We start from the raw sequence: 22,216 nt of genomic DNA on the forward strand, positions 1-22,216 counted from the left end.
CCATGCGAACCGACTCTTCTCCCGGCCCCCTGCCGGCGCGGGAGCATCTCCCGGCCACAGGAGCCGGCACGCCCGTCCTGGACGTAGTGGTCCCCGTGTACAACGAGGAGAAGGACCTCGGGCCGTGCGTCCAGCGGCTGCACGAGCACCTCACCCGGACGTTCCCCTACGCCTTCCGCATCACCGTCGCGGACAACGCCTCCACCGACGCCACCGCGCACGTCGCGGCGCGGCTGGCGGCCGACCTCGGGGAGGTCAGGTCCGTCCGGCTGGAGCGCAAGGGCCGGGGCAGGGCCCTGCGGACCGTCTGGTCCGCCTCGGACGCCCCCGTCCTCGCCTACATGGACGTCGACCTGTCCACCGACCTCAACGCCCTGCTGCCGCTGGTGGCGCCGCTGATCTCCGGGCACTCCGACCTCGCGATCGGGTCGCGGCTCGCCCGCAGTTCGCGGGTGGTGCGCGGCGCCAAGCGGGAGTTCGTCTCCCGTACCTACAACCTCATCCTGCGCGGCTCCCTCCAGGCCCGCTTCTCCGACGCCCAGTGCGGCTTCAAGGCGATCCGGCGGGACGTCGCCCAGGTGCTGCTGCCGCTGGTGGAGGACACCGGCTGGTTCTTCGACACCGAGATGCTGGTGCTCGCCGAGCGCGCCGGGTGCCGGATACACGAGGTGCCGGTCGACTGGGTCGACGACCCGCACTCCACGGTGCACATCGTCAGGACCGCCGCCGACGACCTCAAGGGCGTCTGGCGGATCGGCAGGGCGCTGGCCACCGGATCGCTGCCACTGGACCGGCTGGCCCGGCCCTTCGGTGACGACCCGCGCGACCGCGAGCTGACGGACGTACCGCAGGGGCTGGCGCGGCAACTCGTCGGCTTCTGCGTCGTGGGCGTCCTGTCGACCCTCTGCTACCTGCTCCTCTACAGCGGCTTCCGCCTCTTCGCCGGCTCCCAGACGGCCAACGCGTCGGCGCTGCTCGTCTCGGCCGTCGCCAACACCGCCGCCAACCGGCGGCTGACCTTCGGGGTGCGGGGCCGGGGCGGCGCCGTCCGGCACCAGGCGCAGGGGCTGGTCGTCTTCGGCATCGGCCTCGCGCTGACCAGCGGCTCGCTCGCCGCCCTGAACGCGGCGGCGGCCGACCCGGACCACAGCACCGAGCTGGCCGTGCTGATCGCCGCCAACCTCGCGGCCACCGTCCTGCGCTTCCTGCTCTTCCGCGCCTGGGTCTTCCCCGACGCGCCGCCCGCGGACGCCGCCCGCACACCGGAGCCCGCGCACCCCGGCCAGTACCTCGTGTGGAGCGACGCGACCGCCCGCCGCCGGCCCGTGCGGACCGCCGACACCGAACCCCGGGAACGACGATGACGACGCAGCACGAACAGCCCGCCCCGGCGGGAGACACGCGAAACCACGGCGGCGGGCACCCGGAGCCGCCCGCCGCACCGCGGCCGCACCGCGGTCCCCGGTGGTCCCGGCCGCGTGGGCTGTGGCGGGGCCGCCCCGAGGACCCCCGCTGGGCCCGCCCGGCCCTCCTCGGGCTGCTCCTGGCCACCGCGCTGCTCTACCTGTACGACCTGAGCGCCTCCGGCTGGGCCAACTCCTTCTACTCGGCCGCCGTGCAGGCCGGCAGCGAGTCCTGGAAGGCCTTCTTCTTCGGCTCGCTCGACGCGGGCAACGCCATCACCGTGGACAAGCCGCCCGCCGCGCTGTGGCCCATGGCGCTCACGGTGCGGGTCTTCGGGCTCTCCTCCTGGTCGGTCCTGGTCCCCGAGGTGCTGATGGGCGTCGCGACGGTCGCCGTCGTGTACGCGGCGGTGCGCCGCCGGTCCGGCCCCGCGGCCGGGCTGATCGCGGGTGCGGTGCTGGCGCTCACGCCCGTCGCCGCGCTGATGTTCCGCTTCAACAACCCGGACGCGCTGCTGGCGCTGCTGATGTCCGTCGCCTGCTACCTCGTCGTACGGGCGCTGGAGGACGGCCGGACCAGGTGGCTGGTGTGGGCCGGCGTCGCGGTGGGCTTCGCCTTCCTGACGAAGACCCTCCAGGCCTTCCTGATCCTGCCCCCGCTCGCCCTCGTGTACGGGGTCTGCGGGCCGGTGCGGCTGCGCAGGCGGCTCGGGCAACTCGCCCTGGCGACGCTCGCCGTCGTGGTCTCCGGCGGCTGGTGGGTCGCGGTGGTGGAGCTGTGGCCGGCCTCGTCGCGGCCGTACGTCGGAGGCTCGCAGAACAACAGCTTCCTGGAGCTGACCTTCGGCTACAACGGCCTCGGCCGGCTGAACGGCGAGGAGACCGGCAGCGTCGGCGGCGGCGGTGGGCCCGGCGGCGCGGGCGGCGGCATGTGGGGCGAGACCGGCTGGGACCGGATGTTCAACTCCGAGACCGGCGGCCAGATCTCCTGGCTGCTGCCGGCCGCCCTGATCCTGCTCGTCGCGGGCCTGGTCGCCACGCGCCGCGGCGGCCGCACCGACACCGCGCGCTCGTCCCTCCTGGTCTGGGGCGGCTCGCTCTTGATGACCGCGGCCGTCTTCAGCTACATGGCCGGCATCTTCCACCAGTACTACACGGTGGCCCTCGCGCCCTACCTGGCGGCGGTGGTCGGCACGGGCGCCGCGACGCTGTGGGAACGGCGGGAGCGGATGTGGGCCTCCCTCGCGCTGGCCGCCGCCGTGACGGCGACCGCGGCGTGGGGATACGTTCTGCTCAACCGCACGCCCGACTACCTGCCGTGGCTCAAGTGGGCGGTCCTGGTCGGCGGCCTGGTCGCCGCGCTCGGGCTGGTCTTCGCCGGGCGGCTGGGTCGGCGGACGGCACTCGCGGCGGCCGGGCTGGGCATCGCGGCGTCGCTGGCGGCACCGGCCGCGTACACGCTGAGCACCGTGGGGGAGGGGCACAGCGGGTCGATCGTCACGGCCGGTCCGGCCGGCGCGAGCATGATGGGCGGGCCGGGCGGTGGCCGCGGCGGCTTCCCGGGCGGCGGTGAGTTCCCCGGCGGCGGCACCCCACCGCGCCAGGGGCAGGGGCAGGGCGGTGGTACCGGGACCGTCGGCGGCCTCCCCGGCACCGCGCCCGGCGGCAACCAGCAGGGCAACGGCGCCCCCGGCAACGGCAACGGCACCGCGCCCGGCCGCCGCCCCAGCCCCGGCGGCGGCTCCGGCGAACGCGGCGGCACGGGCGGCGGAGCCATGGGCGGCCTGCTCAACGGCGCCCAGGTCGACTCGGAGGCGAAGAAGCTGCTGGAGACGGACGCCGGCGACTACACCTGGGCGGCCGCCGCGATCGGCTCCCAGAACGCCGCGAGCTACCAGCTCGGCACCGGTGAACCCGTGATGGCCATCGGCGGCTTCAACGGCACGGACCCGTCGCCGACGCTGGCCCGGTTCAAGGAGTACGTGGCGGACGGCAGGATCCACTACTTCATCGGCGGCGGCACGGGAGGCGGCATGGGCGGCGGCTCCGGCACCGCGTCGCAGATCACCTCGTGGGTCGAGGCCAACTTCAAGAAGGTCACGGCCGGTTCGGCGACCTTCTACGACCTCACCCAACCGACGAGCTGACGGGGAAGGCCTGCGGGGCCGGCGGGCCTGCGGCACCTGCGGACACTGCTCTGCTGTACAGCGTATGGGAGTGCCTATACGCTGTACAGCATGACGACGTCCTCCCAGGAGCGGAAGGCCGCCCCCGCGGTCCAGGGCCACCCGCGGCGCTGGCTGATCCTCGGGGTCATCAGCCTCGCCCAGCTCACGGTGGTCCTGGACAACACCGTGCTCAACGTGGCCATCCCCTCGCTCACCGACGAGCTGGGCGCGGCCACCTCCGACATCCAGTGGATGATCAACGCCTACTCGCTGGTGCAGTCCGGCCTGCTGCTCACCGCGGGCAGCGCCGCCGACCGGTACGGCCGCAAGAGGATGCTCGCGGCCGGCCTCGCCCTGTTCGGCCTGGGGTCGCTGGCCGCCGGGCTCGCGCAGACCACCGGTCAGCTGATCGCGGCACGGGCCGGGATGGGCGTCGGCGGCGCCCTGCTGCTGACCACCACCCTCGCGGTGGTCATGCAGATCTTCGCACCCGCCGAGCACGCGAAGGCCATCGGCATCTGGAGCGCGGTCAGTGCCCTGGGCTTCGCCGGCGGGCCGCTGATCGGCGGGTTCGTGCTGGACCACTTCTGGTGGGGCGCGATCTTCCTGATCAACCTGCCGGTGGTCGCCCTCGGCCTGGTCGCGGTCGTGACGCTGGTCCCCGAGTCCAAGGACCGCCGGGGCGACCGCCCCGACCTGGTCGGCGCGGTGCTCTCCACCATCGGCATGGCGGCCCTGGTCTACGCGATCATCTCCGGGCCCGAGCACGGCTGGGCGTCCGGGAGGGTGCTCGCCACGGCCGCCGTCGCGGTGGCGGCGCTGGCCCTCTTCGCGTACTGGGAGAGCCGGGTCCCGTACCCGATGCTCGACCTCCACCTCTTCCGCGACCTGCGGTTCACCGGCGCGGTGGCCGGGCTGGTGCTGATCACCTTCGGGATGGGTGGCGCGCTGTTCCTGCTCACCCAGCACCTCCAGTTCGTGCTGGGCTACGGCCCGTTGGAGGCGGGGCTGCGGACGGCGCCGCTCGCCCTGACGGTGGTGCTGCTCAACTTCTCCGGGGTGGCGGCGAAGTGGCTGGCCCGGCTGGGCACGCCGGTCGCGGTGCTGCTGAGCATGGTGCTGATGTCGGCGGGCCTGGTCGCCATCGCCACCCTCACCGGGCAGGGCTACGCCGGCACGCTGCTGGGGCTGTTGCTGATCGGCGTGGGCTGCGCGCTCGGCAACCCCGCCATGGCGCACGCCCTGATGAGCGCCATCCCGCCGGCCAGGGCAGGGGTCGGCGCGGGGGTCAACGGCACGCTGGCGGAGTTCGGCAACGGCCTCGGGGTGGCCGTGCTGGGGGCGGTGCTGAACTCGCGGTTCGCGGCGCTGGTGCCCGTCGCGGCGGCGTCGCTGCCGGGCGCGCTGGCCGCGGCCGAGGGGGAGGCGGAGCGGGAGCGGGTGATCGACGCGTTCTCGTCGGGGCTGGAGAGCAGCCAGTTGGTGGGGTCGGTGGCCGTGCTGCTCGGCGGGGTCGTGGCGGCGGTGCTGCTGCGGCGGGCGGAGAAGATGGCCGCCTGATGGGCCGGGTGGCAGGGTAGTTGTGCGGCTGCCGGCCCGGTGCGGCTGGTCGCGCCGTTCCCGGCGCCCGCACGGGGCGTCCGGCCGACCGGCGTTCGACGAGTCGAGGAGACGACGCGCATGGCGAAGGCAGGGCGGCAGGGCCCCCGGGCCAGTGTCTGGATGGCGGACGCGGGGCGGCGCGGCGGCCGCCGGGGCGGGCAGCCGTCGGGACTGGACCGGGAGCGGATCACGGCGGTCACCGTCCGGCTGCTGGACGCCGAGGGCCTCGCGGGCTTCTCCATGCGGCGTCTGGCCGCCGAGCTGAACGTCACCGCGATGTCCGTCTACTGGTACGTCGACACCAAGGACGAACTGCTCGAACTCGCCCTGGACGCGGTCTTCGGCGAGCTGCGCCACCCCGCTGTGGAGGCCGGCGGGGACTGGCGCGCCCGGTTGCGCGCGCTGGCCGCGGAGAACCGCGCGCTGCTGGTCCGCCACCCGTGGCTCGCCCCGCTGCTCGGCACGTACCTGAACATCGGGCCGCACGCGCTGGCCTTCTCCCGGGCCGTGCAGACCGTCATGCGCGGCAGCGGCCTGCCCGAGCACCGGCTGGCCGGGGCGATCGCCGCCGTCTTCCAGTTCGTCAACGGCTACGGCACCGTCGAGGGCCGCTTCCTCGCGCGGGCCGCGGACGTCGGACGGAGCCCGGACGAGTACTACGCGGACTCGATGGACGCGGCGACCGAGGTGCCGGACACCGAGGGCGTCATCGGGCAGGCCCAGGAGATCATGGCCGCGCGCGGCGGCGGCACCGTCGCGGAGATGCTCGACCGCGACTTCGAGTTCGCCCTGGACGTACTGATCGCGGGCATCGAGACGATGGTCGACCGCGGCTGACCCGCCCCCGGCACCCTGCCGGCGGCGCGGGCGGCCGACGCACCGGGCCGGAGGTCAACTCACCGCCCCGCGGTCACCCCCGGAGCCGGCCGCCGGCTCCGGGCCTCTCCGCGGCCCCCGGAGGGTCAGTCGTCCGCCGCCAGGCGCGCCGGGAAGCCGCCGGTGGCCACCGGGCCCCACCGCTCCGGCGTGACCCTGATGATCGACTTGCCCTGCCGGACCATGGCCTGCCGGTACTCGTCCCAGTCGGGGTGCTCGCCGGAGATGTTGCGGAAGTACTCGACCAGCGGCTCCACCGACTCGGGCGAGTCGATGACCTCGGCCGTGCCGTCGATCTGCACCCACGGGCCGTTCCAGTCGTCGCTGAGCACGACGAGGCCGACCCGCGTGTCACGGCGCGCGTTGCGGGTCTTGGCCCGCTCCGGGTAGGTGGAGACGACGATCCGGCCGGAGTCGTCGACCCCGCAGGTCAGCGGCGAGGCCTGCGGTCCGCCGTCAGTCCGCCGGGTCAGCAGGATCGCCCGGTGCCGGGGGCGGACGAAGTCCAGCAACTCGTCCAGGGAGACACGGGTGTTCGTCGCGATGTTGGGTGCCATGCCGCCAGCCTAGGTCGCCACCCCGCCCGGGGGCGTCAGGCGTCCCGGCCGGCCCCCGCGCGCAGCGCCTCCCCCACGTTGTCGTAGACCGGCACGTCGCGGCGCAGGCCGGAGAGTTCCAGCACGCGGCTCGGTACGCCCTTCGGGGCGACCACCAGGCCGAGCCGGGCGCCCGCGGGCAGGCGGTGGCGTACCGCGGTCAGGAGGCGGATGCCCTGCGAGTCCATGAAGCGGGTCCCGGTGAGGTCCAGGACGAGCAGGCGGAAACCGGCGGGCCGCTGGTCGACGGCGGCCATGATCAGGGGCAGCAGGCCCGACGCGTTGCAGAAGTCGATCTCGCTGGGCATGGCGAGAACGGCGCTGCCGGGTGGTTCACCCGGCTCGCGCGGCCCGCAGGGCTGGGGGAGGAAGGTCACAGCACCCACCTGACAGAGGTCCGTCCGGTTCCGGCCGGGCCGCTTCCTGACCCGCTCTCATTCCATCACGGGCCCGGGCGGTGCGGAAGGCGGCCGCCCGGTCCTTCGGCCGGGCGTCACCGGCGGGCAACCAAGCAGCTAAAGTGCTGTTCGTCCTGTGCTCGCAGTCGGGAATGTGCTGCGGAGCTCTCCTGCGCACGGCCTTTTGGCCGGGCATGCCGAAGAGGTTCGTGGTGGCTGCGTCCGAATTTCCTGATTTGCCGTGTTTTCCGGCGGGCTTCGAGCTGGCCGAGTCCCTGACGGCCGCGGCACAGCAGCTCCATGGGACGGGCACCCCCGACGCCACCATGAACGCCGCCGTCGAGCTGGCCGTACGCCTGCTGCCCGGCGCCGACCACGCGGGCATCGCGGAGATCCAGCGCGGCGGACGCCTGCGCACCCTCGCCTGGACCGACGAGACCGTGCGCTTCGCCGCCGAGCCCCGGCACGGCGGCCACACCCCGCACCCCGACTGGGAGCGCCTGTGGGCCACCCCCGTGGTCCGCACGGCCGACAGCGAGGCCGACGGCGGCGGCAACACCCTCTCCGGCCTCGGCCTGCGCTCGGCGCTCTCGCTCCGGCTGCGCGCCGACCGGCGCCGCCTGACCGTGCTGACGGCGTACGCGCGTAAACCGCAGGCCTTCGACGAGGAGGCGACCCGCATCGGACGGCTCTTCACCGCCCACGTCTCGCTCGCCCTGGACTCGGCGACCGTGCGCGAGCAGCTCACCGAGGCGATGCGCACCCGGGACCTGATCGGCCAGGCCACCGGCATCCTCATGGAGCGCATGGACATCGACGCGGCCGGCGCCTTCGAGTCCCTGGTGAAGGCGTCCCAGCGTGAGAACGTGAAGCTGCGGGACCTCGCCCGGCGCATCGTCGACGCGAACGCGGGTCCGGGCGCAAGAGGCGTCAATGAGCGGTGACGGGAAAGACGTAGGGGCATGACCTCGCAGACTCCCGACACCCTCGACCGGGCGCTGGCGCGCAGCCAGGGTCTCGACACCCTGCTGCGCGACGTGACCGACCGCGCGGTCGCGGAGGTGACCGGCGCCGCCGCCTGCTCCGTCACGGTGCGCCGGTCCGACCGGCTGATGACCCTGGCGGGCAGCACGGGGCTGCCCAGCGGCCTGGACCTGCGCCAGTACGAGAACGGCTCGGGCCCCTGCGTGGACGCCGCCGACACGCAGACCCCGCAGTACGCGGCCGACCTGGCGACCGAGACCCGCTGGCCCGCGTACACCGCGTACGCGCTGGGTACCGGCGTGCGCTGCGTGCTGGCGCTGCCGCTGCCCGTCGACGGGGAGCCGGACGCCGCGCTCAACCTCTACGGCCTCGAACCCGACTCCCTCGCCGAGGGGCGGGACACCGCCCGCGCCTTCGTGGAGCGGACGGCGGCGGCCGTGAACGAGGCCCTGCGCATCGAGCGCGAGCAGGCCTCGGCGGAGGACGTGCGCACGGCCCTGCTCTCCCGCGGCGTCATCGACCAGGCGGTCGGCATGGTCATGGCCCGGGAGCGCGTGGACGCCCACCAGGCCATGGAGCGGCTGCGCCGGGCCTCGCAGAACCGGAACGTCAAGCTCCGGGATCTCTGCGCCGAGCTGGTGGCCCGGGCGCCCCGCGACGGCTCAGACGGCCGGCAGTGACTCGCCCTGCACGGCCTGGATGTCCAGCTCGACCCTGAGGGTCGTCCCGATGGCGGCGATGCCGGCCTGGACGACCTGGTTGTAGTTCATGGCGAAGTCCTCGCGGCGCAGCTCGGTCGTGGCGCGGAACGCCGCCCGGGTGCCGCCCCACGGGTCGGCGCCGGTGCCGAGGTAGGCGAGGTCCAGGTCGACGGGGCGCACCACGCCGTGCAGCCCCAGCTCGCCGTTGACGGTCCAGCGGTCGGGGCCCGCCTCGGACACCCCGGTGGACCGGTAGGTGATCTCCGGGAAGCGCTCGACGTCCAGGAAGTCCGGCGAACGCAGGTGGGTGTCGCGCATGCCGTTGCCCGTGTCGATGGACGCGGCCCGGATCACCGCCTCGACCCGCGACTTGGCGACGTCGTCCGGCGCGATCTCGACGAGGGCCGCGAAGTCGGTGAAGCGGCCGCGCACGCTGGAGATGCCGAGGTGCTGGGCGACGGCGGAGACGGCGGAGTGCGCCGGGTCGACCGTCCAGGGTCCCGGCGGGGGCAGTTCGGTGCCGCCGTGGCGGGCCAGCGTCACCGTGCCGACCTCGGCCCGGCCGCTCGCGGTGACGATCGCGCTGGAGGCGGCGGGCGCGTAGCCGACCGCGGTGACGATGACGGTGTACGCCCCCGGCGTGAGCGCGGTGGCGTCGCGCACGGTGCCCTCGGTGTCCGCCTCGGCCCGCAGCACCTGGGTGCCGGTCATGTCGGTCACCGTGACGACCGCGTGCGACACGGCCCATCCGTCCCGCGTTCGGATCCTCGCGGTCAGTCCCATCCCGTTTTCTCCCTGCAAAGGCTCAGAAAGTGGTCGTAAAGAAGCCGGCCCGTGGTGGGCGGGCGCACCTCCGCTCAGAGCGCGCACGCCACCACGGGCCGGGGTCTCGCTACTCGCCGGGGTGGGCGAGTTCGATGTCGTGGCCGTCGGCACCCGGGCCGGCGACCGTCAGGGCCGTCGCCACCGGCGGGTAGCCGGTCGCGATGACGGTGTACTCACCGGCGTCCAGGTCGGTGAAGGCGTACGCCCCGTCCGCGCCGGTGGTGGCCGTGCCGACCACGTTGCCGGCCGCGTCGACCAGGGTGACGCGGGCGTCGGCCAGCGGACCCTGCGGTGCCCTCACGACGCCCTGGACCCGGGAGCCGGCCTGGAGGTCGACCTCGACCCGGGTGACCCCGGTGCCGCCCACCTCGACCGGCAGGGCGCGCGGCCGGTAGCCGACGGCGTTGACCGCGACGGTCACCGTGCCGGGCACCAGCTCGGCGAAGGAGAACTCGCCCTGCTCGCCGGTGGCGGCGCTGGCCAGCAGATCGCCGCGCACGTCGGTCACGATCACCATGGCGTCCTTGACCGGCAGCCCGTTCTCCAGCGCGCGGACCAGGCCGGTCAGACCGCTGGTGCCGCTGAGCAGGATGTCGAAGGCGACCGGCTCGTCGTTGACGACGATCGTGGACGCCTGCGGCTGGAAGCCGTCGGCGGAGGCGATCAGCACGTACGAACCCGCGCTCGGCGCGTCCAGCACGTAGGAGCCGTCGGCCTGGGCGACCGACCGGCCCAGCTGCCGGCCCGCCAGCGAGATCAGCGTGACGGCGGCCTGCGGGACCGGGGCGGACTCGGCCCCGCGGACGAAGCCGCGGACCGCGATGCCGCCGGCGACGGACGCCGCCGGCTCACCGGGGCCGGTCGCCGTGGCGACGGCGCCGAGCCGCTGGGTGGCGGCGCCCCCGGCGACCCCGACGACCTCGGTGTCCGAGACGGCCGACGGTGCGGCGGGAGCCGCCAGGGCCGCCATGGCACCGGCCGGAACCGGCGCGTCGGCGACCCGGGTGGCCTCGGCCGGGGAGCCCGCGGTGGGCGGGGTGGCCTCGGCGGCGGCCTCCGCGGCCTGGGCGAGGGCGCCCGAGGTGCGCAGCGGGACCTCCTTGATGAACAGGGTCACCAGGAAGCCGATCAGGGCGATCGGGGCGACGTACAGGAAGATGTCGGCGATGCCGTGCCCGTAGGCGCTCTCCAGCCACTCGCGGATGCCGTGGGGCAGCATGTCCATGTCGGGGATGGCGCCGCTGCCGGAGGCCTTGGCGGCCGCCGCCTGCTCCTGCGGGCTGAGCTGCCCGATGGTGTCGGAGGCGTAGTGGCTGATCCGGCTGGACATCACGGAGCCGAGCACCGAGACGCCCACCGCGCCGCCCAGGGACCGGAAGAAGGTCACCGTGGAGGAGGCCGCGCCCAGGTCGCTCGGGGCCACCTGGTTCTGCGTGCAGAGCACGAGGTTCTGCATCATCATGCCGACGCCGAGACCCATCAGCGCCATGAAGATCGCGATGTGCCAGTACGGGGTGTCGTAGCGCATGGTGCTGAGCAGGCCCAGGCCCGCCGTGAGCAGCACGCCGCCGGCCAGCAGCCAGCGCTTCCACTTGCCGGTCTTGGTGATGACGATGCCGGAGACCGTGGACGAGACGAACAGGCCGCCGATCATCGGGATCGTCATGAGCCCGGACATCGTCGGGGACTTGTCCCGGGCCAGCTGGAAGTACTGGCTGAAGTAGACGGTGCCCGCGAACATCGCGATACCGACGAACAGCGAGGCCAGCGAGGCCAGCGTGATGGTGCGGTTCTTGAACAGGCGCAGCGGGATGATCGGCTCGCTGGCCTTGGACTCGACGAAGAGGAAGATCAGGGTCAGCAGGATGGCGCCGCCGACCATGACTCCCGTCTGCCAGGAGGCCCAGGAGTACTTGTCGTCGGCGAAGGTGACCCAGATGAGCAGCAGGCAGACGGCCGCGGTGATGAAGAAGGCGCCGGTCCAGTCGACCTTGACCTTCCGCTTGTTCACCGGCAGGTGCAGCGTCTTCTGCAGCACGATCAGCGCGATGATCGCGAAGGGCACGCCGACGTAGAGGCACCAGCGCCAGCCGAGCCAGCTGGTGTCGGTGATGACGCCGCCGAGCAGCGGGCCGCCGACGGTGGCGACGGCGAAGGTGGCGCCGAGGTAGCCGGAGTAGCGCCCGCGCTCACGCGGGGCGATCATCGCGGCCATGATGATCTGCGCCAGGGCGGAGAGACCGCCGCCGCCGAGGCCCTGGATGGCGCGGGCGGTGATCAGCATCGCCGGGTTCTGCGCCAGACCGGCGATGACGGAGCCTATGACGAAGACGACGAGGGCCGTCTGGACCAGCGCCTTCTTGCTGATCTGGTCGGCGAGCTTGCCCCACAGGGGCGTCGAGGCCGTCATCGTCAGCAGCGAGGCGGTGACGACCCAGGTGTAGGCGCTCTGGCCGCCGCCGAGGTCCCCGATGATCTCGGGCAGCGCGTTGGTGACGATGGTCGAGGACAGAATGGCGCAGAACATGCCGAGCAGCAGCCCGGACAGCGCTTCCATGATCTGCCGGTGCGTCATCGGAGCGTCTCCGGTGGAGCCTCCCCCGTGCTTGGCATGAGCCCGCACACCGGCTGGTGTGGTCGTTGCCATGGACTTCCTTTACTTACGTGGTGATCGCGGGTGTACGGGTGGACTGTTCGTCCCCGGACAGTGCGGGAGGCCGGACCGCGGGGGCCCGGCAGTCGTCGAAGCTGGCCCTGAGGCGGGCCATGAGCCGGGAGAGCTGGCCGACCTCGTCGTCGGACCAGTCGCTCAGCCGGTGGGCGAGCAGCTGGGTGGTCCGCTCGGCGATGTCGTCGAGCTGGGCGTGGCCCTCGGGCGTCAGGCGCAGGATGCGCGAGCGCTTGTCGGCCGGGTCGGGGAAGCGTTCGATCCAGCCCCGGTCCGCGACGTGGGCGACATGGCGGCTGGTCACCGACATGTCCACGGCGAGCAGCTCGGCGAGCTTGCTCATGCGCATGTCCCCGTGGCGGCCGAGCAGCGTCATCACGGCCGCCGATCCGCCGGGGCAGTCGGCCGGCAGCAGTCGGCCCATCTCGCGTTTCACGGCGCCGAAGGCACTGAACTGACGGATCAGCTCCTCGTACTGCGCCTTCCCGGCCATGCGCACCTCCCGATTCGTTGCTTAGGGCAACGATAAGTTCCGTTGGTTGCTACAGGCAAACAAAACGGGGTGCTGCGCCATAAAAAGTTGGCAAAGGCAAGTATTACGAAAGTAAACGCGCAGGTGGCGGCCGGTGGGGCGCGGCAAGGGCGGTGAGGTGCCCCGCACTTGGGCCGCACCCGCGGATTCGCTAGTGTCTCGGCCCATGGCTAACAACCAGGGCCCCCAGGGCACCAACGACCCCGCCGGCAGCACCCAGATGTTCCGCGCGTTCGTGGACGACGCCCCGCAGAGCCGCCAGGCGACCCCCGCCGCCTCGTCCTCCGGCCCCCGCATCGGCCTGATCGTCGGCATCATCGCCGCGGTCGTCGTCGTCGCGGCGGTGGCCTGGCTGGCGCTGGGCTAGGGCCTGTCGTTTGGATCATGCCGGCGTCGCGGGGCGTGGCCGCTGCCCCGGGCCCGCGGCGCGGGTATGGGCTCGACGGCGACCGTCGCGGCGCGGCATGGGCACGACGACGACCGCCGCGGCACCCCCGAGGTGCCGCGGCGGTCGCCGTGCTGTTGGCCCGGGCCAGGTCGCGGCCCCGGCGTCAGTCCGAGATCAGGCCCTCGCGCAGCTGCGACAGGGTCCGGGTGAGCAGCCGGGAGACGTGCATCTGGGAGATGCCCACCTCCTCGCCGATCTGCGACTGGGTCATGTTGGCGAAGAAACGCAGCATGATGATCCGGCGCTCCCGCGGCGGCAGCTTGGCCAGCAGCGGCTTGAGGGACTCGCGGTACTCCACGCCCTCCAGCGCCGTGTCCTCGTACCCCAGGCGGTCCGCCAGCGAGCCCTCGCCGCCGTCGTCCTCCGGGGCCGGGGAGTCCAGCGAGGAGGCGGTGTAGGCGTTGCCCACCGCGAGGCCGTCGACGACGTCCTCCTCGGAGACGCCCAGCACGGCGGCCAGCTCGCCGACCGTCGGGGAGCGGTCCAGCTTCTGGGACAGCTCGTCGCTGGCCTTCGTCAGCGCCAGCCGCAGCTCCTGGAGGCGGCGCGGGACCCGCACCGACCACGAGGTGTCGCGGAAGAACCGCTTGATCTCCCCGACGACCGTCGGCATCGCGAACGTCGGGAACTCCACGCCCCGTTCGCAGTCGAAGCGGTCGATCGCCTTGATCAGGCCGATGGTGCCGACCTGGACGATGTCCTCCATCGGCTCGTTGCGGGAGCGGAAGCGCGCGGCGGCGTAACGCACCAGCGGGAGGTTCAGCTCGATCAGGGTGTCCCGGACGTAGGCGCGCTCCGGGCTGTCCTCGTCGAGGGTGGAGAGCCGCAGGAACAGGGAGCGGGACAGGGTGCGGGTGTCGATGGCCTCCGAGGCCGGAAGGCTCTGGGCCGGCACGGCGTCGAGGTTCTCGACGGCTTCGACGGCCTGAATCTCATCGGCGGGGCCGATGGGGCCGACGGGGCCGAGCGCCTCGATCGTGTCGGGCGCGGTCTCGCTCTCAGCGAGCGCGAGCACCTTCGAGCTGCCCTGGTCTGCGGACATGCCACCCCCTTTGGGTCGCGGGACGGTCGCGGCGGACGCTCCCACGGCGGGAACGCAGCCTTCACCTGAATACCGGAGCCGGGGCTCCGGCAAACGCGTCTCCGGCAGAATGTCACATGTCGGCAACGCGCTGTAGTGACATGTCGACATCCGAGACACGAATACCCCCTGGAAACAGGGGGTCTGACGGCCTTTCAGCCCGATTGGGAGCGCAACGGCCCTGGTGAGCGATTCGCTCGCCCCGGTGATACCTCGCTCGCGCTTTCGACTGCGTCTCCAGCCCGTTCCGAGATTACGCGTCGATCCGGTTCGCGGACCTTAGTCGCTGGAAACTACGCGCCAGTAGCCTCGACACGTGCATCTGGGAGACGCCCAGTTCCGCACTGATCTGCGACTGGGTGAGGTTGCTGTAGTAGCGCAGCAGCAGGATCCGCTGCTCCCGCTCCGGGAGCTGGACCAGCAGGTGCCGGACGAGGTCGCGGTGCTCGACGCCGTCGAGGGCCGGGTCCTCGTAGCCGAGCCGGTCGAGCAGTCCGGGCAGCCCGTCGCCCTCCTGGGCGGCCTCCAGCGAGGTGGCGTGGTACGACCGTCCCGCCTCGATGCAGGACAGCACCTCGTCCTCGGTGATGCGCAGCCGCTCGGCGATCTCGGCGGTCGTCGGGGAGCGCCCGAAGGCGGTCGTCAGGTCCTCGGTGGCGCTGTTGACCTGCACCCACAGCTCGTGCAGCCGGCGCGGCACGTGCACCGTGCGGACGTTGTCGCGGAAGTACCGCTTGATCTCGCCGACGACGGTGGGCATCGCGAAGGTCGGGAACTGCACGCCCCGCTCCGGGTCGAACCGGTCGATGGCGTTGATGAGCCCGATGGTGCCGACCTGGACGACGTCCTCCATCGGCTCGTTGCGGGAGCGGAAGCGGGCGGCGGCGTAGCGCACCAGCGGGAGGTTGGCCTCGATGAGCGCGGCGCGCACCCGGTCGTGCTCCGGGGTGCCCGGGGTGAGGTCCTTGAGTTCGCCGAAGAGCACCTGGGTCAGGGCCCGGGTGTCGGCACCCCGGCTGCGTTGCGGCGCGGGGGCCTCCTGGGCCTGGGCGGGCGGTGCGGGCGGTGCTTGAGGCGCAGTACTGGCCGGCACGGTCAACTCCACCTCGTGATCAGTCAGCTCTTCCGTCAACTCATCCGTCAAAAGCGGTCATAGCATCACAAGACATGTCCACTGTGTGCAAGCACCGCATAACGTCGTGTTGAGTGAACGCGGAACGGCCCCGCACCGGGCAGGTACGGGGCCGTGGGAGCGCGGGACCGGGGACGCGGGGCGTCCCGGAGCCCGTGGACGGCTAGAACTCGTAGTCGGCGATCACCCAGGTGGCGAACTCCCGCCAGAGCGCGACACCGGCCTGGTGCGCCGGGTGCTCGAGGTAGCGCGTGAGGGCGTCGGTGTCGTCCACGGCCGAGTTGATGGCGAAGTCGTGGGCGATGGGCCGGTCGCTGATGTTCCAGGCGCACTCCCAGAAGCGCAGCTCCTCGATCTGGCCGCCGAGGGCCCGGAAGGCCTCGACGCCCTTCACGACGCGCGGGTCGTCCCGCTCGACGCCGTCGTTCAGCTTGAACAGCACCAGGTGGCGGATCATCACTTTCCTCCGTTGGCGGCCCAGGTCATGAAGTCGCCGACGGCGCTCGCCGCGTCGGAGATCCCCTGGAAACCTATCTGGACGTAGTCGGCGGCCTTCGCCGGATCCGTGATGATCACGTACAGCGCGAAGACCACGAGCGCGTAGACGGCGATCTTCTTCGAGTTCACCGCCACCGCGGCCTCCCCTGTCCCTTTCGACGCACGCCTTTCGGTCGCTCATGATCGCACGAAGGTTCCCGTCTGACGACGGTGTGCGTCCGGGAGAGCGGGACGGAGGCCCGGCGCCTCCCCGGAGTTCTCCGGCCCCGCGGCGCCGGCCGGCTGCCCGCCGGAGCCCGACGGCACCGCGGGCGCGGCGCTCCGGGTCGCCGTGGCGGCCTCGCCCACGCGGGCCTCGAAGCACTCCCGCTCGCCGTCCACCGACGCGGGCCGGAAGCAGGCCCGCACGGTGCTGCCCCGGGAGACCTCGGTCATGCCGGTGTACATGAAGGCCGCCGCGTCGTCCGCGTTCGCGACGAGCACGCTGTGGGTGGGGCCGTCCGCCGTGACGTCCAGCCGGTCGCCGATCTCGGTCCCCCAGGTCCTGGCCCAGCTCGCGCCGCACTTGTCGCTGTGGCGCAGCTCGACGTGGGCGCCGGTGGCCGTGCGGTACGCGGCGAGGGTGTCGGGGCCGATACCGCAGATCAGGCGCATCGGGTCCCGGCCCTCGCAGGCGGCCCCGTGGCACAGGGGAGCGAGGGAGAAGGGTACCGACGCCGGCCGCGGGTCCTCCTCCCGCTCCTCCGAGTCCGGCAGCAGGAGGAACAGCACCGCCGCCACCCCACCGACGATCACGGTGTACGCCGCTGCCAGCAGCACCAGGAGCCTGCTCCGGCCGGGGCGCCGCCAGGCACCGGTGCCGGCCGGCACCCGCGTGAGCGGGGGCGGAAGCGGCGAACCGTCCTCCGGAGCGGGACGGGCGGCCGCGGGAGCGGGGGAGGACGCCGCGCGTCCGCTCCAGTGCGCCTCGGTGATCTCCCACAGGGCCAGCAGCCGTCCCGGCGGTTCGCCCGCGAGCCGGCACAGCTCCCGGACGGCCTGACGCGGAGGCAGGCTCTTGCCGTTGAGGTAGCGCTCCCAGGAGGACTTGCTGTACGCCGTCCGCTCCGCCAGCGCCGCCAGGGTCAGACCCGCGCCGACGCGCAGTTCCCTGAGCGCCGCGACCAGCCGGGTGTGCTCCGGGGTCACTTCGGATCCGCCTCCCGCAGGGCCTTCCAGGTGGGTGGGTCGACGACGCCGTTCACGATCAGCCCGTTCTGCTTCTGCATGCGCTCGACCGCGCGCCGGGTCTTCGGGCCGAAGATCCCGTCGATGTCCCCCGGGGCGGTGCCCGCCCGGCGCAGCAGGCACTGCGCCTCGGCCACTTCGAGTCCCACCTGGGTGTTGGACAGCAGGAGATCCCTGGTCCGGCTCAGCCCCGCGTACCAGCGGCCGTCGAGCCGCTCCAGCCGGCAGGTGTAGATGACCGGCACGAGGTCCGCCGTCACGGTCGCCGGGGTGGTCGCGACGGCGTCGCCGCGCTCGCGTGCCAACTGGGCGCGGGCCTCGGTGAGCCGCACGGCCAGCAGGAGCGCCACGGAGACGGAGACCACGGTGACCACGGCCCCAGCGGTGACCGCCACCCGCAGGTGACGCCCGTACGGCCGCCGGTCCCCGGCGGTCCGCGCCGGCGCCGCGGCCGGCTCCTCGTGCGACTCGGCGGGGACCGGTCCGCCCTCCGCCCAGCGCTCGGCCGCGATCTCGTGCAGGGCCAGCAGCCCGGCCGGGTCGTCACCGCCGACGCGGCAGATCGCCCGGACCGCCTCCGCCGGCGGCAGGGCCCTGCCGTTCAGGTACCGCTGCCAGGACTTGGCGCTGTAGCCCGTCCGTACGGCGAGCCGCAGCGTGCTGAGTCCGCTGCGGTCCTTCAGCGTGCGCAGGCGCACGATCAGCTGGTGGACGGACGGATGCAACCCCGCGGGCAGTTCCCTCCAGCGCGACACGCTTCCCCCCATCGCGTTCCGGACCGCAGGCCCGGCCCCCCGTGGCACGGCTCATTCTGCATCAGCGCACCCCCGTGTCCGGTGCCCTCGACGCACGAAGGGCCCCGTCTTGCGACGAGGCCCTTCAAGAGCGGTAGCGGAGGGATTTGAACCCTCGGTGACTTGCGCCACACTCGCTTTCGAGGCGAGCTCCTTCGGCCGCTCGGACACGCTACCGAGAGAGACCTTACAACAGAGTGCGGCCTGGTTTGAAATCGGTTGTGGACGCCCGGTGCGGGGCCGTCAGCGGTCCCGGAAGAAGTCCGTGAGCAGCAGGGCGCAGTCGTCCGCCAGCACGCCCTCGACCACCTCGGGACGGTGGTTGAGCCGCCGGTCGCGCACGACGTCCCACAGGGAGCCGGCCGCCCCCGCCTTGTCGTCGCGGGCGCCGTAGACGACGCGGTCCACGCGGGACTGGACCAGCGCGCCCGCGCACATCGTGCACGGCTCCAGGGTGACGACCAGCGTGCAGCCGGCCAGCCGCCACTCACCGAGCACGGCGGCGGCCCGCCGGATGGCGAGGACCTCGGCGTGGGCCGTCGGGTCGCCGGTGGCCTCGCGCTCGTTGTGCCCGGCGGCCAGCACGGTCCGGCCGTCCGGTGCCAGCACCACGGCGCCGACCGGGACGTCGCCGCCCCGCGCGGCCCGCCCGGCCTCGGCCAGGGCGAGCCGCATCGCGGGCCGCCACGGGTCGCGCACCGGGTCGGGCGGCACGGAGCGGTCCGCGCCGGCGTCCTGTTCCTGTTCGCTCAGCGGACGGTCTCCAGCACGTCGGAGGCGCCCAGCGCCTCGGCGATCTCCCCGACGGCGTCCCCGGACATCGAGCGCAGTTCCTTCTCGCTCACGCCGAGGTCGTCGAGGACCTCCGCGTCGCCGACCGGCCCGTGCGGCACGGCCTCGGCGGCACCGGCGGCCCCGTCACCGCCCTCGGCACCGTCCTCGTCGTCGTCGGACTCGCCGTCCTCGGTGCCGTCGAGGTCGAGGGCGTCGAGGTCGTCGTCGTCACCGGGGTCCCGGCCGAGCAGTTCGTCGGTGAGCAGGATCTCGCCGTAGCTGCTGCGGGCGGCAGCGGCGGCGTCCGACACGTAGATGCGGGGGTCCTCCTCGCCGTCCACGCGGACGACTCCGAACCACGCGTCCTCCTGCTCGATCAGCACGAGCACCGTGTCCTCGTCGGGAGAGGCCTCCCGCGCCAGGTCGGCAAGATCCGACAGGGTCTCCACATCGTCGAGCTCCGTGTCGCTCGCTTCCCACCCGTCTTCGGTGCGCGCGAGCAGTGCGGCGAAGTACACCGTGACTCTCCCACTGGTCCTAGGCGTGCCGGTTGGGGTTCCCCCCGGCGGAGGCTGTGGGCGGGGGAGCGGTGCTCCGAGCCCACCCACTCGGAATCGTGGCAGAAACAAGGCGCTCGGGGGACGTCTTCGGAGCCCTGTGTCCGGCAGTTTCGGCCCAAGTCACGCGAAGTACGTTCCCGCAGGGCCACCCGGCGGCCGCCACGTGCGGATCGTACGCGGATTCCGTCGGGTCCCCGCGTACGTCCGTACCGACCAACGTCGGCGCGGCGCGCGATCTTCCCCCGCCGGGGCGGGGACGTCACCAGCGGAAGGTGCGCATCCGCATGGCGTGCCGCAGCCGGGCGACCTTGACGCGGCGCGGCTGGACGCGGTCCCTCAGCTCGCGGGCCTCCGCGAGGTCCCGCAGGAACTGGGCCCGGCGGCGCCGCCGTTCGGCTCCCCGGTCCCGTTCCGCACCGCCCTCGGGCTCGGTGCCGCGTCGGGTCCCCGGCTCCTCGCCCCGGGACGGCATGTCGTGGAAGTTCCGGTCAGGCACAGTCTCACCACCCAGTCTCCGTCCCTCCCGCCTTCCCCCGCCCGGGCGGTTTGACTCCGGCGAACGAGTGGAGCGGTGGTCCGGCGCCTTGTCCGGCGCGGGGACGACGGCCCCGTGGGGCCCGGTTACTGTGGGGGACATGCGTCTCCACGTCGTCGACCACCCCCTGGTCGCCCACAAGCTCACCACGCTGCGCGACCAGCGCACCGACTCCGCGACCTTCCGCCGTCTCGCCGACGAGCTGGTCACCCTGCTCGCCTACGAGGCCACGCGCGACGTGCGCACCGAGCAGGTCGACATCCGCACGCCGGTCTGCCCGACCACCGGCGTCAAGCTCTCGCACCCGCGCCCGCTGGTGGTGCCGATCCTGAGGGCCGGTCTCGGCATGCTCGACGGCATGGTCCGGCTGCTGCCCACCGCCGAGGTGGGCTTCCTCGGCATGGTGCGCAACGAGGAGACGCTCCAGGCCTCCACCTACGCCACGCGCATGCCGGACGACCTGTCCGGCCGCCAGGTCTACGTCCTGGACCCGATGCTGGCCACCGGCGGCACGCTGGTCGCCGCCATCCAGGAGCTGATCAAGCGCGGCGCCGACGACGTGACGGCCGTGGTGCTGCTCGCCGCCCCCGAGGGCGTCGAGGTCATGGAGCGCGAGCTGGCCGGCACCCCGGTGACGGTGGTGACGGCCTCGGTCGACGAGCGGCTGAACGAGCAGGGCTACATCGTGCCGGGCCTCGGCGACGCGGGCGACCGCATGTACGGGGCGGCCGAGTAGCACCCCCCGGGGCTGCTCAGCAGCTCTTCTTCTCCGCGACGGGCGTCGGCTGCGGCGCGCTCAGCCGGGTCAGCGCCGCGTCGGCGTCCGCCGGCTTCGCCAGGCCCTTGAAGGCGTCGCCGATGATCAGGTCGACCTCGGCGCCCTTGCGGGCCGCGTCGACGCGCTGCTCGGCGCCGCCCAGCTGGGTGCCGAGCACGGTGAGCGAACCCTTCTGGGAGCCGGCCGGGCCGAGCAGGAGCCCCGTGCCGGCGACCTTCTTGTCGTACTCCTTGGGCGCGTTGCTCACCTCGCCGACGCGGAAGCCGCGCTTCTTCAGCTCGTCGGCGGTCTTCTGCGCGAGGCCGCCGCGGGTGGTCGCGTTGAGCACGTTGACGGTGACCTGACCGGGCTTCGGCGGCTTCACCGCGGCCGGCGCGGCGCTCGCCTTCGGAGACGGGGCACAGCCCGCGGCACCGGCCGCCGAGGCCTTGTCGCCGCCGGTGAAGACGTCCACGAGCTGGAGCGTGCCCCAGCCGAGCACGCCGAGGACGGTGACGCCGGCGACGCCGAGGAACGCGAGCCTGCCGCGTCGCCGGGCCGGGCGCATCCGGGGGTACTTGTCCCCCGTGATCTTGTACTGGCCACCCATGCCGGGAGGAGTCAGCATGCTCATGGGCGCAGCGTAATGCGCCGGGGCGGCGATGCCTATTAGATGATCAGTCGACGTTCCGAGGTGGGCCGCAAGGCAACCCGAAAGGGTCAGTCGAGTTCGAGGACGCGCGCGTGCAGCACCTGCCGCTGCTGGAGCGCGGCGCGCACCGCGCGGTGCAGACCGTCCTCCAGATACAGGTCGCCCTGCCACTTCACGACGTGCGCGAAGAGGTCGCCGTAGAAGGTGGAGTCCTCGGCGAGGAGGGTCTCCAGATCGAGCTGGCCCTTGGTCGTCACGAGCTGATCGAGGCGGACCGGACGCGGAGCGACGTCCGCCCACTGCCGGGTGCTTTCCCGGCCGTGGTCGGGGTACGGCCGGCCGTTTCCGATGCGCTTGAAGATCACACGGAAAGCCTACCGGCCCGGACGTTGCGGGCGCAGCCATGGCGCCCGAGTGCGGTGCTGGAAATGACGCCGTAAAGGGGATCATTCGGGAACCCGGCGGCGGGGGCGGTCCCGAACCGCCCCCGCCGCCCGCTCCGTTGCCTCAGCCGCGTCCCCCTTCCCGCGTGGTGAGCGGCCGTTCGACGGGGGCCTGCGGGGCGTTGCCGGGCTTCGGGGTGCTGCGGGCGGCCTCGGCCCGCAGGAGGGCGCGCAGGACGGCGTAGGGGTCGTTGGGCATGACTGCTCCTGTTCTCCGTGCTGTGGGTTCCGGTGCTGCTGGAGCCGGGACCTCTCAGCAGCGCAGGACCACGGAGCGCCGGCCGCGCGCGCGGGAGCGCGGGACGGCTGGAGCGGAGGGCGCGGAGCGGATACGGCGGACCGCCCGCCGGATGACGGGCGCGGCCCGCCGGGCGCCGCGCACGGGTGTGCGCAGGGCGCTGTCGACCTGGTCGTACTCCCCCACCGCACCGGCGGACACCGTCGTGACCGGCACCGCCTCGGCCGCGGCGTGCGCGCAGGGCACGACCAGCGCGAGCAGCAGCACGAGCACCCGCAGCCAGGCGGCGCGTGCGGTGGCGGCGTGCGGTGCGGGGCTCACCTC

General features: G+C 73.2%; 26 protein-coding genes and 1 tRNA gene. 8 read left to right on the top strand and 19 right to left on the bottom strand.

The features are described 5' to 3' along the window. Positions 1–2 precede the first annotated feature (2 nt). From IE108_RS02520 to IE108_RS02535, 4 genes are all read left to right on the top strand, one after another. The gene (locus IE108_RS02520) at positions 3–1,364 is read left to right on the top strand and encodes a bifunctional glycosyltransferase family 2/GtrA family protein (protein WP_064728722.1); all 1,362 of its coding nucleotides are present in this window, start codon (positions 3–5) and stop codon (positions 1,362–1,364) included. Next, on the top strand, positions 1,361–3,550 hold the full coding sequence (locus IE108_RS02525) for an ArnT family glycosyltransferase (protein WP_064728721.1): 2,190 nt from the start codon (positions 1,361–1,363) through the stop codon (positions 3,548–3,550). Before IE108_RS02520 ends, IE108_RS02525 begins: the two co-directional genes overlap by 4 nt. A gap of 90 nt (positions 3,551–3,640) precedes the next feature. After that, complete coding sequence (locus IE108_RS02530) at positions 3,641–5,131, top strand: MFS transporter (RefSeq protein WP_064728720.1); 1,491 nt, start codon at positions 3,641–3,643, stop codon at positions 5,129–5,131. A gap of 120 nt (positions 5,132–5,251) precedes the next feature. Then, the gene (locus IE108_RS02535; protein ID WP_064728719.1) at positions 5,252–6,010 is read left to right on the top strand and encodes a TetR/AcrR family transcriptional regulator; all 759 of its coding nucleotides are present in this window, start codon (positions 5,252–5,254) and stop codon (positions 6,008–6,010) included. 125 nt (positions 6,011–6,135) lie between these two features. On the opposite strand, the gene IE108_RS02540 is transcribed toward IE108_RS02535, so the two are convergent. Next, the gene (locus IE108_RS02540; RefSeq protein WP_064728718.1) at positions 6,136–6,606 is read right to left on the bottom strand and encodes a PPOX class F420-dependent oxidoreductase; all 471 of its coding nucleotides are present in this window, start codon (positions 6,604–6,606) and stop codon (positions 6,136–6,138) included. A gap of 35 nt (positions 6,607–6,641) precedes the next feature. Beyond that, positions 6,642–7,022, bottom strand: coding sequence for an STAS domain-containing protein (locus tag IE108_RS02545; protein WP_064728717.1), 381 nt, complete (start codon positions 7,020–7,022; stop codon positions 6,642–6,644). Between the two features lie 215 nt (positions 7,023–7,237). Here IE108_RS02545 and IE108_RS02550 point away from each other — a divergent pair, with 215 nt between their 5' ends. Then, positions 7,238–7,987 (top strand): ANTAR domain-containing protein, encoded by a 750-nt coding sequence (locus IE108_RS02550; protein WP_064728716.1) that lies wholly within the window; start codon positions 7,238–7,240, stop codon positions 7,985–7,987. Positions 7,988–8,005: 18 nt separating this feature from the next. Beyond that, positions 8,006–8,707, top strand: coding sequence for a GAF and ANTAR domain-containing protein (locus tag IE108_RS02555; RefSeq protein ID WP_064728715.1), 702 nt, complete (start codon positions 8,006–8,008; stop codon positions 8,705–8,707). On the opposite strand, the gene IE108_RS02560 is transcribed toward IE108_RS02555, so the two are convergent. From IE108_RS02560 to IE108_RS02570, 3 genes are all read right to left on the bottom strand, one after another. Further along, the gene (locus IE108_RS02560; protein WP_064728714.1) at positions 8,690–9,511 is read right to left on the bottom strand and encodes a YceI family protein; all 822 of its coding nucleotides are present in this window, start codon (positions 9,509–9,511) and stop codon (positions 8,690–8,692) included. The genes IE108_RS02555 and IE108_RS02560 overlap by 18 nt on opposite strands. A 109-nt stretch (positions 9,512–9,620) precedes the next feature. After that, positions 9,621–12,128 (bottom strand): MFS transporter, encoded by a 2,508-nt coding sequence (locus tag IE108_RS02565; RefSeq protein WP_064728713.1) that lies wholly within the window; start codon positions 12,126–12,128, stop codon positions 9,621–9,623. An 85-nt stretch (positions 12,129–12,213) separates the two neighbouring features. Continuing rightward, a complete protein-coding gene (locus IE108_RS02570; RefSeq protein ID WP_064728712.1) occupies positions 12,214–12,714 on the bottom strand; it encodes a MarR family winged helix-turn-helix transcriptional regulator in 501 nt (166 codons plus the stop codon). A 205-nt stretch (positions 12,715–12,919) separates the two neighbouring features. Here IE108_RS02570 and IE108_RS02575 point away from each other — a divergent pair, with 205 nt between their 5' ends. Further along, positions 12,920–13,120, top strand: coding sequence for a hypothetical protein (locus tag IE108_RS02575; RefSeq protein WP_064728711.1), 201 nt, complete (start codon positions 12,920–12,922; stop codon positions 13,118–13,120). Between the two features lie 184 nt (positions 13,121–13,304). Here IE108_RS02575 and IE108_RS02580 read toward each other — a convergent pair whose 3' ends face one another. The 10 genes from IE108_RS02580 to IE108_RS02625 all read right to left on the bottom strand — a co-directional run bounded on the left by IE108_RS02580 (position 13,305) and on the right by IE108_RS02625 (position 19,763). Further along, positions 13,305–14,243 (bottom strand): RNA polymerase sigma factor SigF, encoded by a 939-nt coding sequence (locus IE108_RS02580; protein ID WP_064728710.1) that lies wholly within the window; start codon positions 14,241–14,243, stop codon positions 13,305–13,307. Positions 14,244–14,535: 292 nt separating this feature from the next. Beyond that, positions 14,536–15,375, bottom strand: a complete 840-nt coding sequence (locus tag IE108_RS02585) for an RNA polymerase sigma factor SigF (RefSeq protein ID WP_107420448.1) — start codon at positions 15,373–15,375, stop codon at positions 14,536–14,538. Positions 15,376–15,577: 202 nt separating this feature from the next. After that, positions 15,578–15,871 carry a Dabb family protein gene (locus tag IE108_RS02590; protein ID WP_064728709.1) on the bottom strand — a complete coding sequence of 98 codons (294 nt, stop codon included), beginning with the start codon at positions 15,869–15,871 and terminating at the stop codon, positions 15,578–15,580. After that, the gene (locus IE108_RS02595) at positions 15,871–16,047 is read right to left on the bottom strand and encodes a hypothetical protein (protein WP_107420215.1); all 177 of its coding nucleotides are present in this window, start codon (positions 16,045–16,047) and stop codon (positions 15,871–15,873) included. Before IE108_RS02595 ends, IE108_RS02590 begins: the two co-directional genes overlap by 1 nt. A 42-nt stretch (positions 16,048–16,089) precedes the next feature. Continuing rightward, on the bottom strand, positions 16,090–17,100 hold the full coding sequence (locus tag IE108_RS02600; RefSeq protein WP_079163571.1) for a helix-turn-helix domain-containing protein: 1,011 nt from the start codon (positions 17,098–17,100) through the stop codon (positions 16,090–16,092). After that, positions 17,097–17,894 carry a peptidoglycan-binding protein gene (locus IE108_RS02605; RefSeq protein WP_064731849.1) on the bottom strand — a complete coding sequence of 266 codons (798 nt, stop codon included), beginning with the start codon at positions 17,892–17,894 and terminating at the stop codon, positions 17,097–17,099. The genes IE108_RS02600 and IE108_RS02605 overlap by 4 nt, the downstream gene beginning before the upstream one ends. Positions 17,895–18,025: 131 nt before the next feature. Next, positions 18,026–18,110, bottom strand: a tRNA-Ser gene (locus IE108_RS02610). A 66-nt stretch (positions 18,111–18,176) separates the two neighbouring features. After that, positions 18,177–18,608: a tRNA adenosine(34) deaminase TadA gene (gene tadA / locus IE108_RS02615; RefSeq protein WP_064731848.1), complete on the bottom strand. Its 432-nt coding sequence runs from the start codon at positions 18,606–18,608 to the stop codon at positions 18,177–18,179. A gap of 74 nt (positions 18,609–18,682) precedes the next feature. Continuing rightward, positions 18,683–19,225 carry a tRNA adenosine deaminase-associated protein gene (locus IE108_RS02620; RefSeq protein ID WP_064728708.1) on the bottom strand — a complete coding sequence of 181 codons (543 nt, stop codon included), beginning with the start codon at positions 19,223–19,225 and terminating at the stop codon, positions 18,683–18,685. Positions 19,226–19,526: 301 nt separating this feature from the next. Then, positions 19,527–19,763 carry a hypothetical protein gene (locus IE108_RS02625; RefSeq protein ID WP_079163569.1) on the bottom strand — a complete coding sequence of 79 codons (237 nt, stop codon included), beginning with the start codon at positions 19,761–19,763 and terminating at the stop codon, positions 19,527–19,529. Positions 19,764–19,902: 139 nt separating this feature from the next. Between IE108_RS02625 and upp the strand changes: the two genes are divergently transcribed. Then, entirely contained in the window at positions 19,903–20,538 is a 636-nt protein-coding gene (gene upp, locus IE108_RS02630; protein WP_064728706.1) for a uracil phosphoribosyltransferase, read from the top strand. Positions 20,539–20,554: 16 nt separating this feature from the next. Here upp and IE108_RS02635 read toward each other — a convergent pair whose 3' ends face one another. The 4 genes from IE108_RS02635 to IE108_RS02645 form a co-directional block, all read right to left on the bottom strand. Further along, positions 20,555–21,169, bottom strand: coding sequence for a LytR C-terminal domain-containing protein (locus IE108_RS02635; RefSeq protein WP_064728705.1), 615 nt, complete (start codon positions 21,167–21,169; stop codon positions 20,555–20,557). A 110-nt stretch (positions 21,170–21,279) separates the two neighbouring features. Further along, positions 21,280–21,576 carry a type II toxin-antitoxin system VapB family antitoxin gene (locus IE108_RS02640; protein WP_003999914.1) on the bottom strand — a complete coding sequence of 99 codons (297 nt, stop codon included), beginning with the start codon at positions 21,574–21,576 and terminating at the stop codon, positions 21,280–21,282. A 142-nt stretch (positions 21,577–21,718) separates the two neighbouring features. Then, complete coding sequence (locus IE108_RS35075) at positions 21,719–21,853, bottom strand: hypothetical protein (RefSeq protein ID WP_256036151.1); 135 nt, start codon at positions 21,851–21,853, stop codon at positions 21,719–21,721. A 54-nt stretch (positions 21,854–21,907) separates the two neighbouring features. Next, on the bottom strand, positions 21,908–22,213 hold the full coding sequence (locus tag IE108_RS02645) for a hypothetical protein (RefSeq protein ID WP_107420214.1): 306 nt from the start codon (positions 22,211–22,213) through the stop codon (positions 21,908–21,910). Between the last annotated feature and the right edge of the window lie 3 nt (positions 22,214–22,216).

This window comes from Streptomyces parvulus, from assembly GCF_014648855.1.
Classification (GTDB): domain Bacteria; phylum Actinomycetota; class Actinomycetes; order Streptomycetales; family Streptomycetaceae; genus Streptomyces; species Streptomyces parvulus.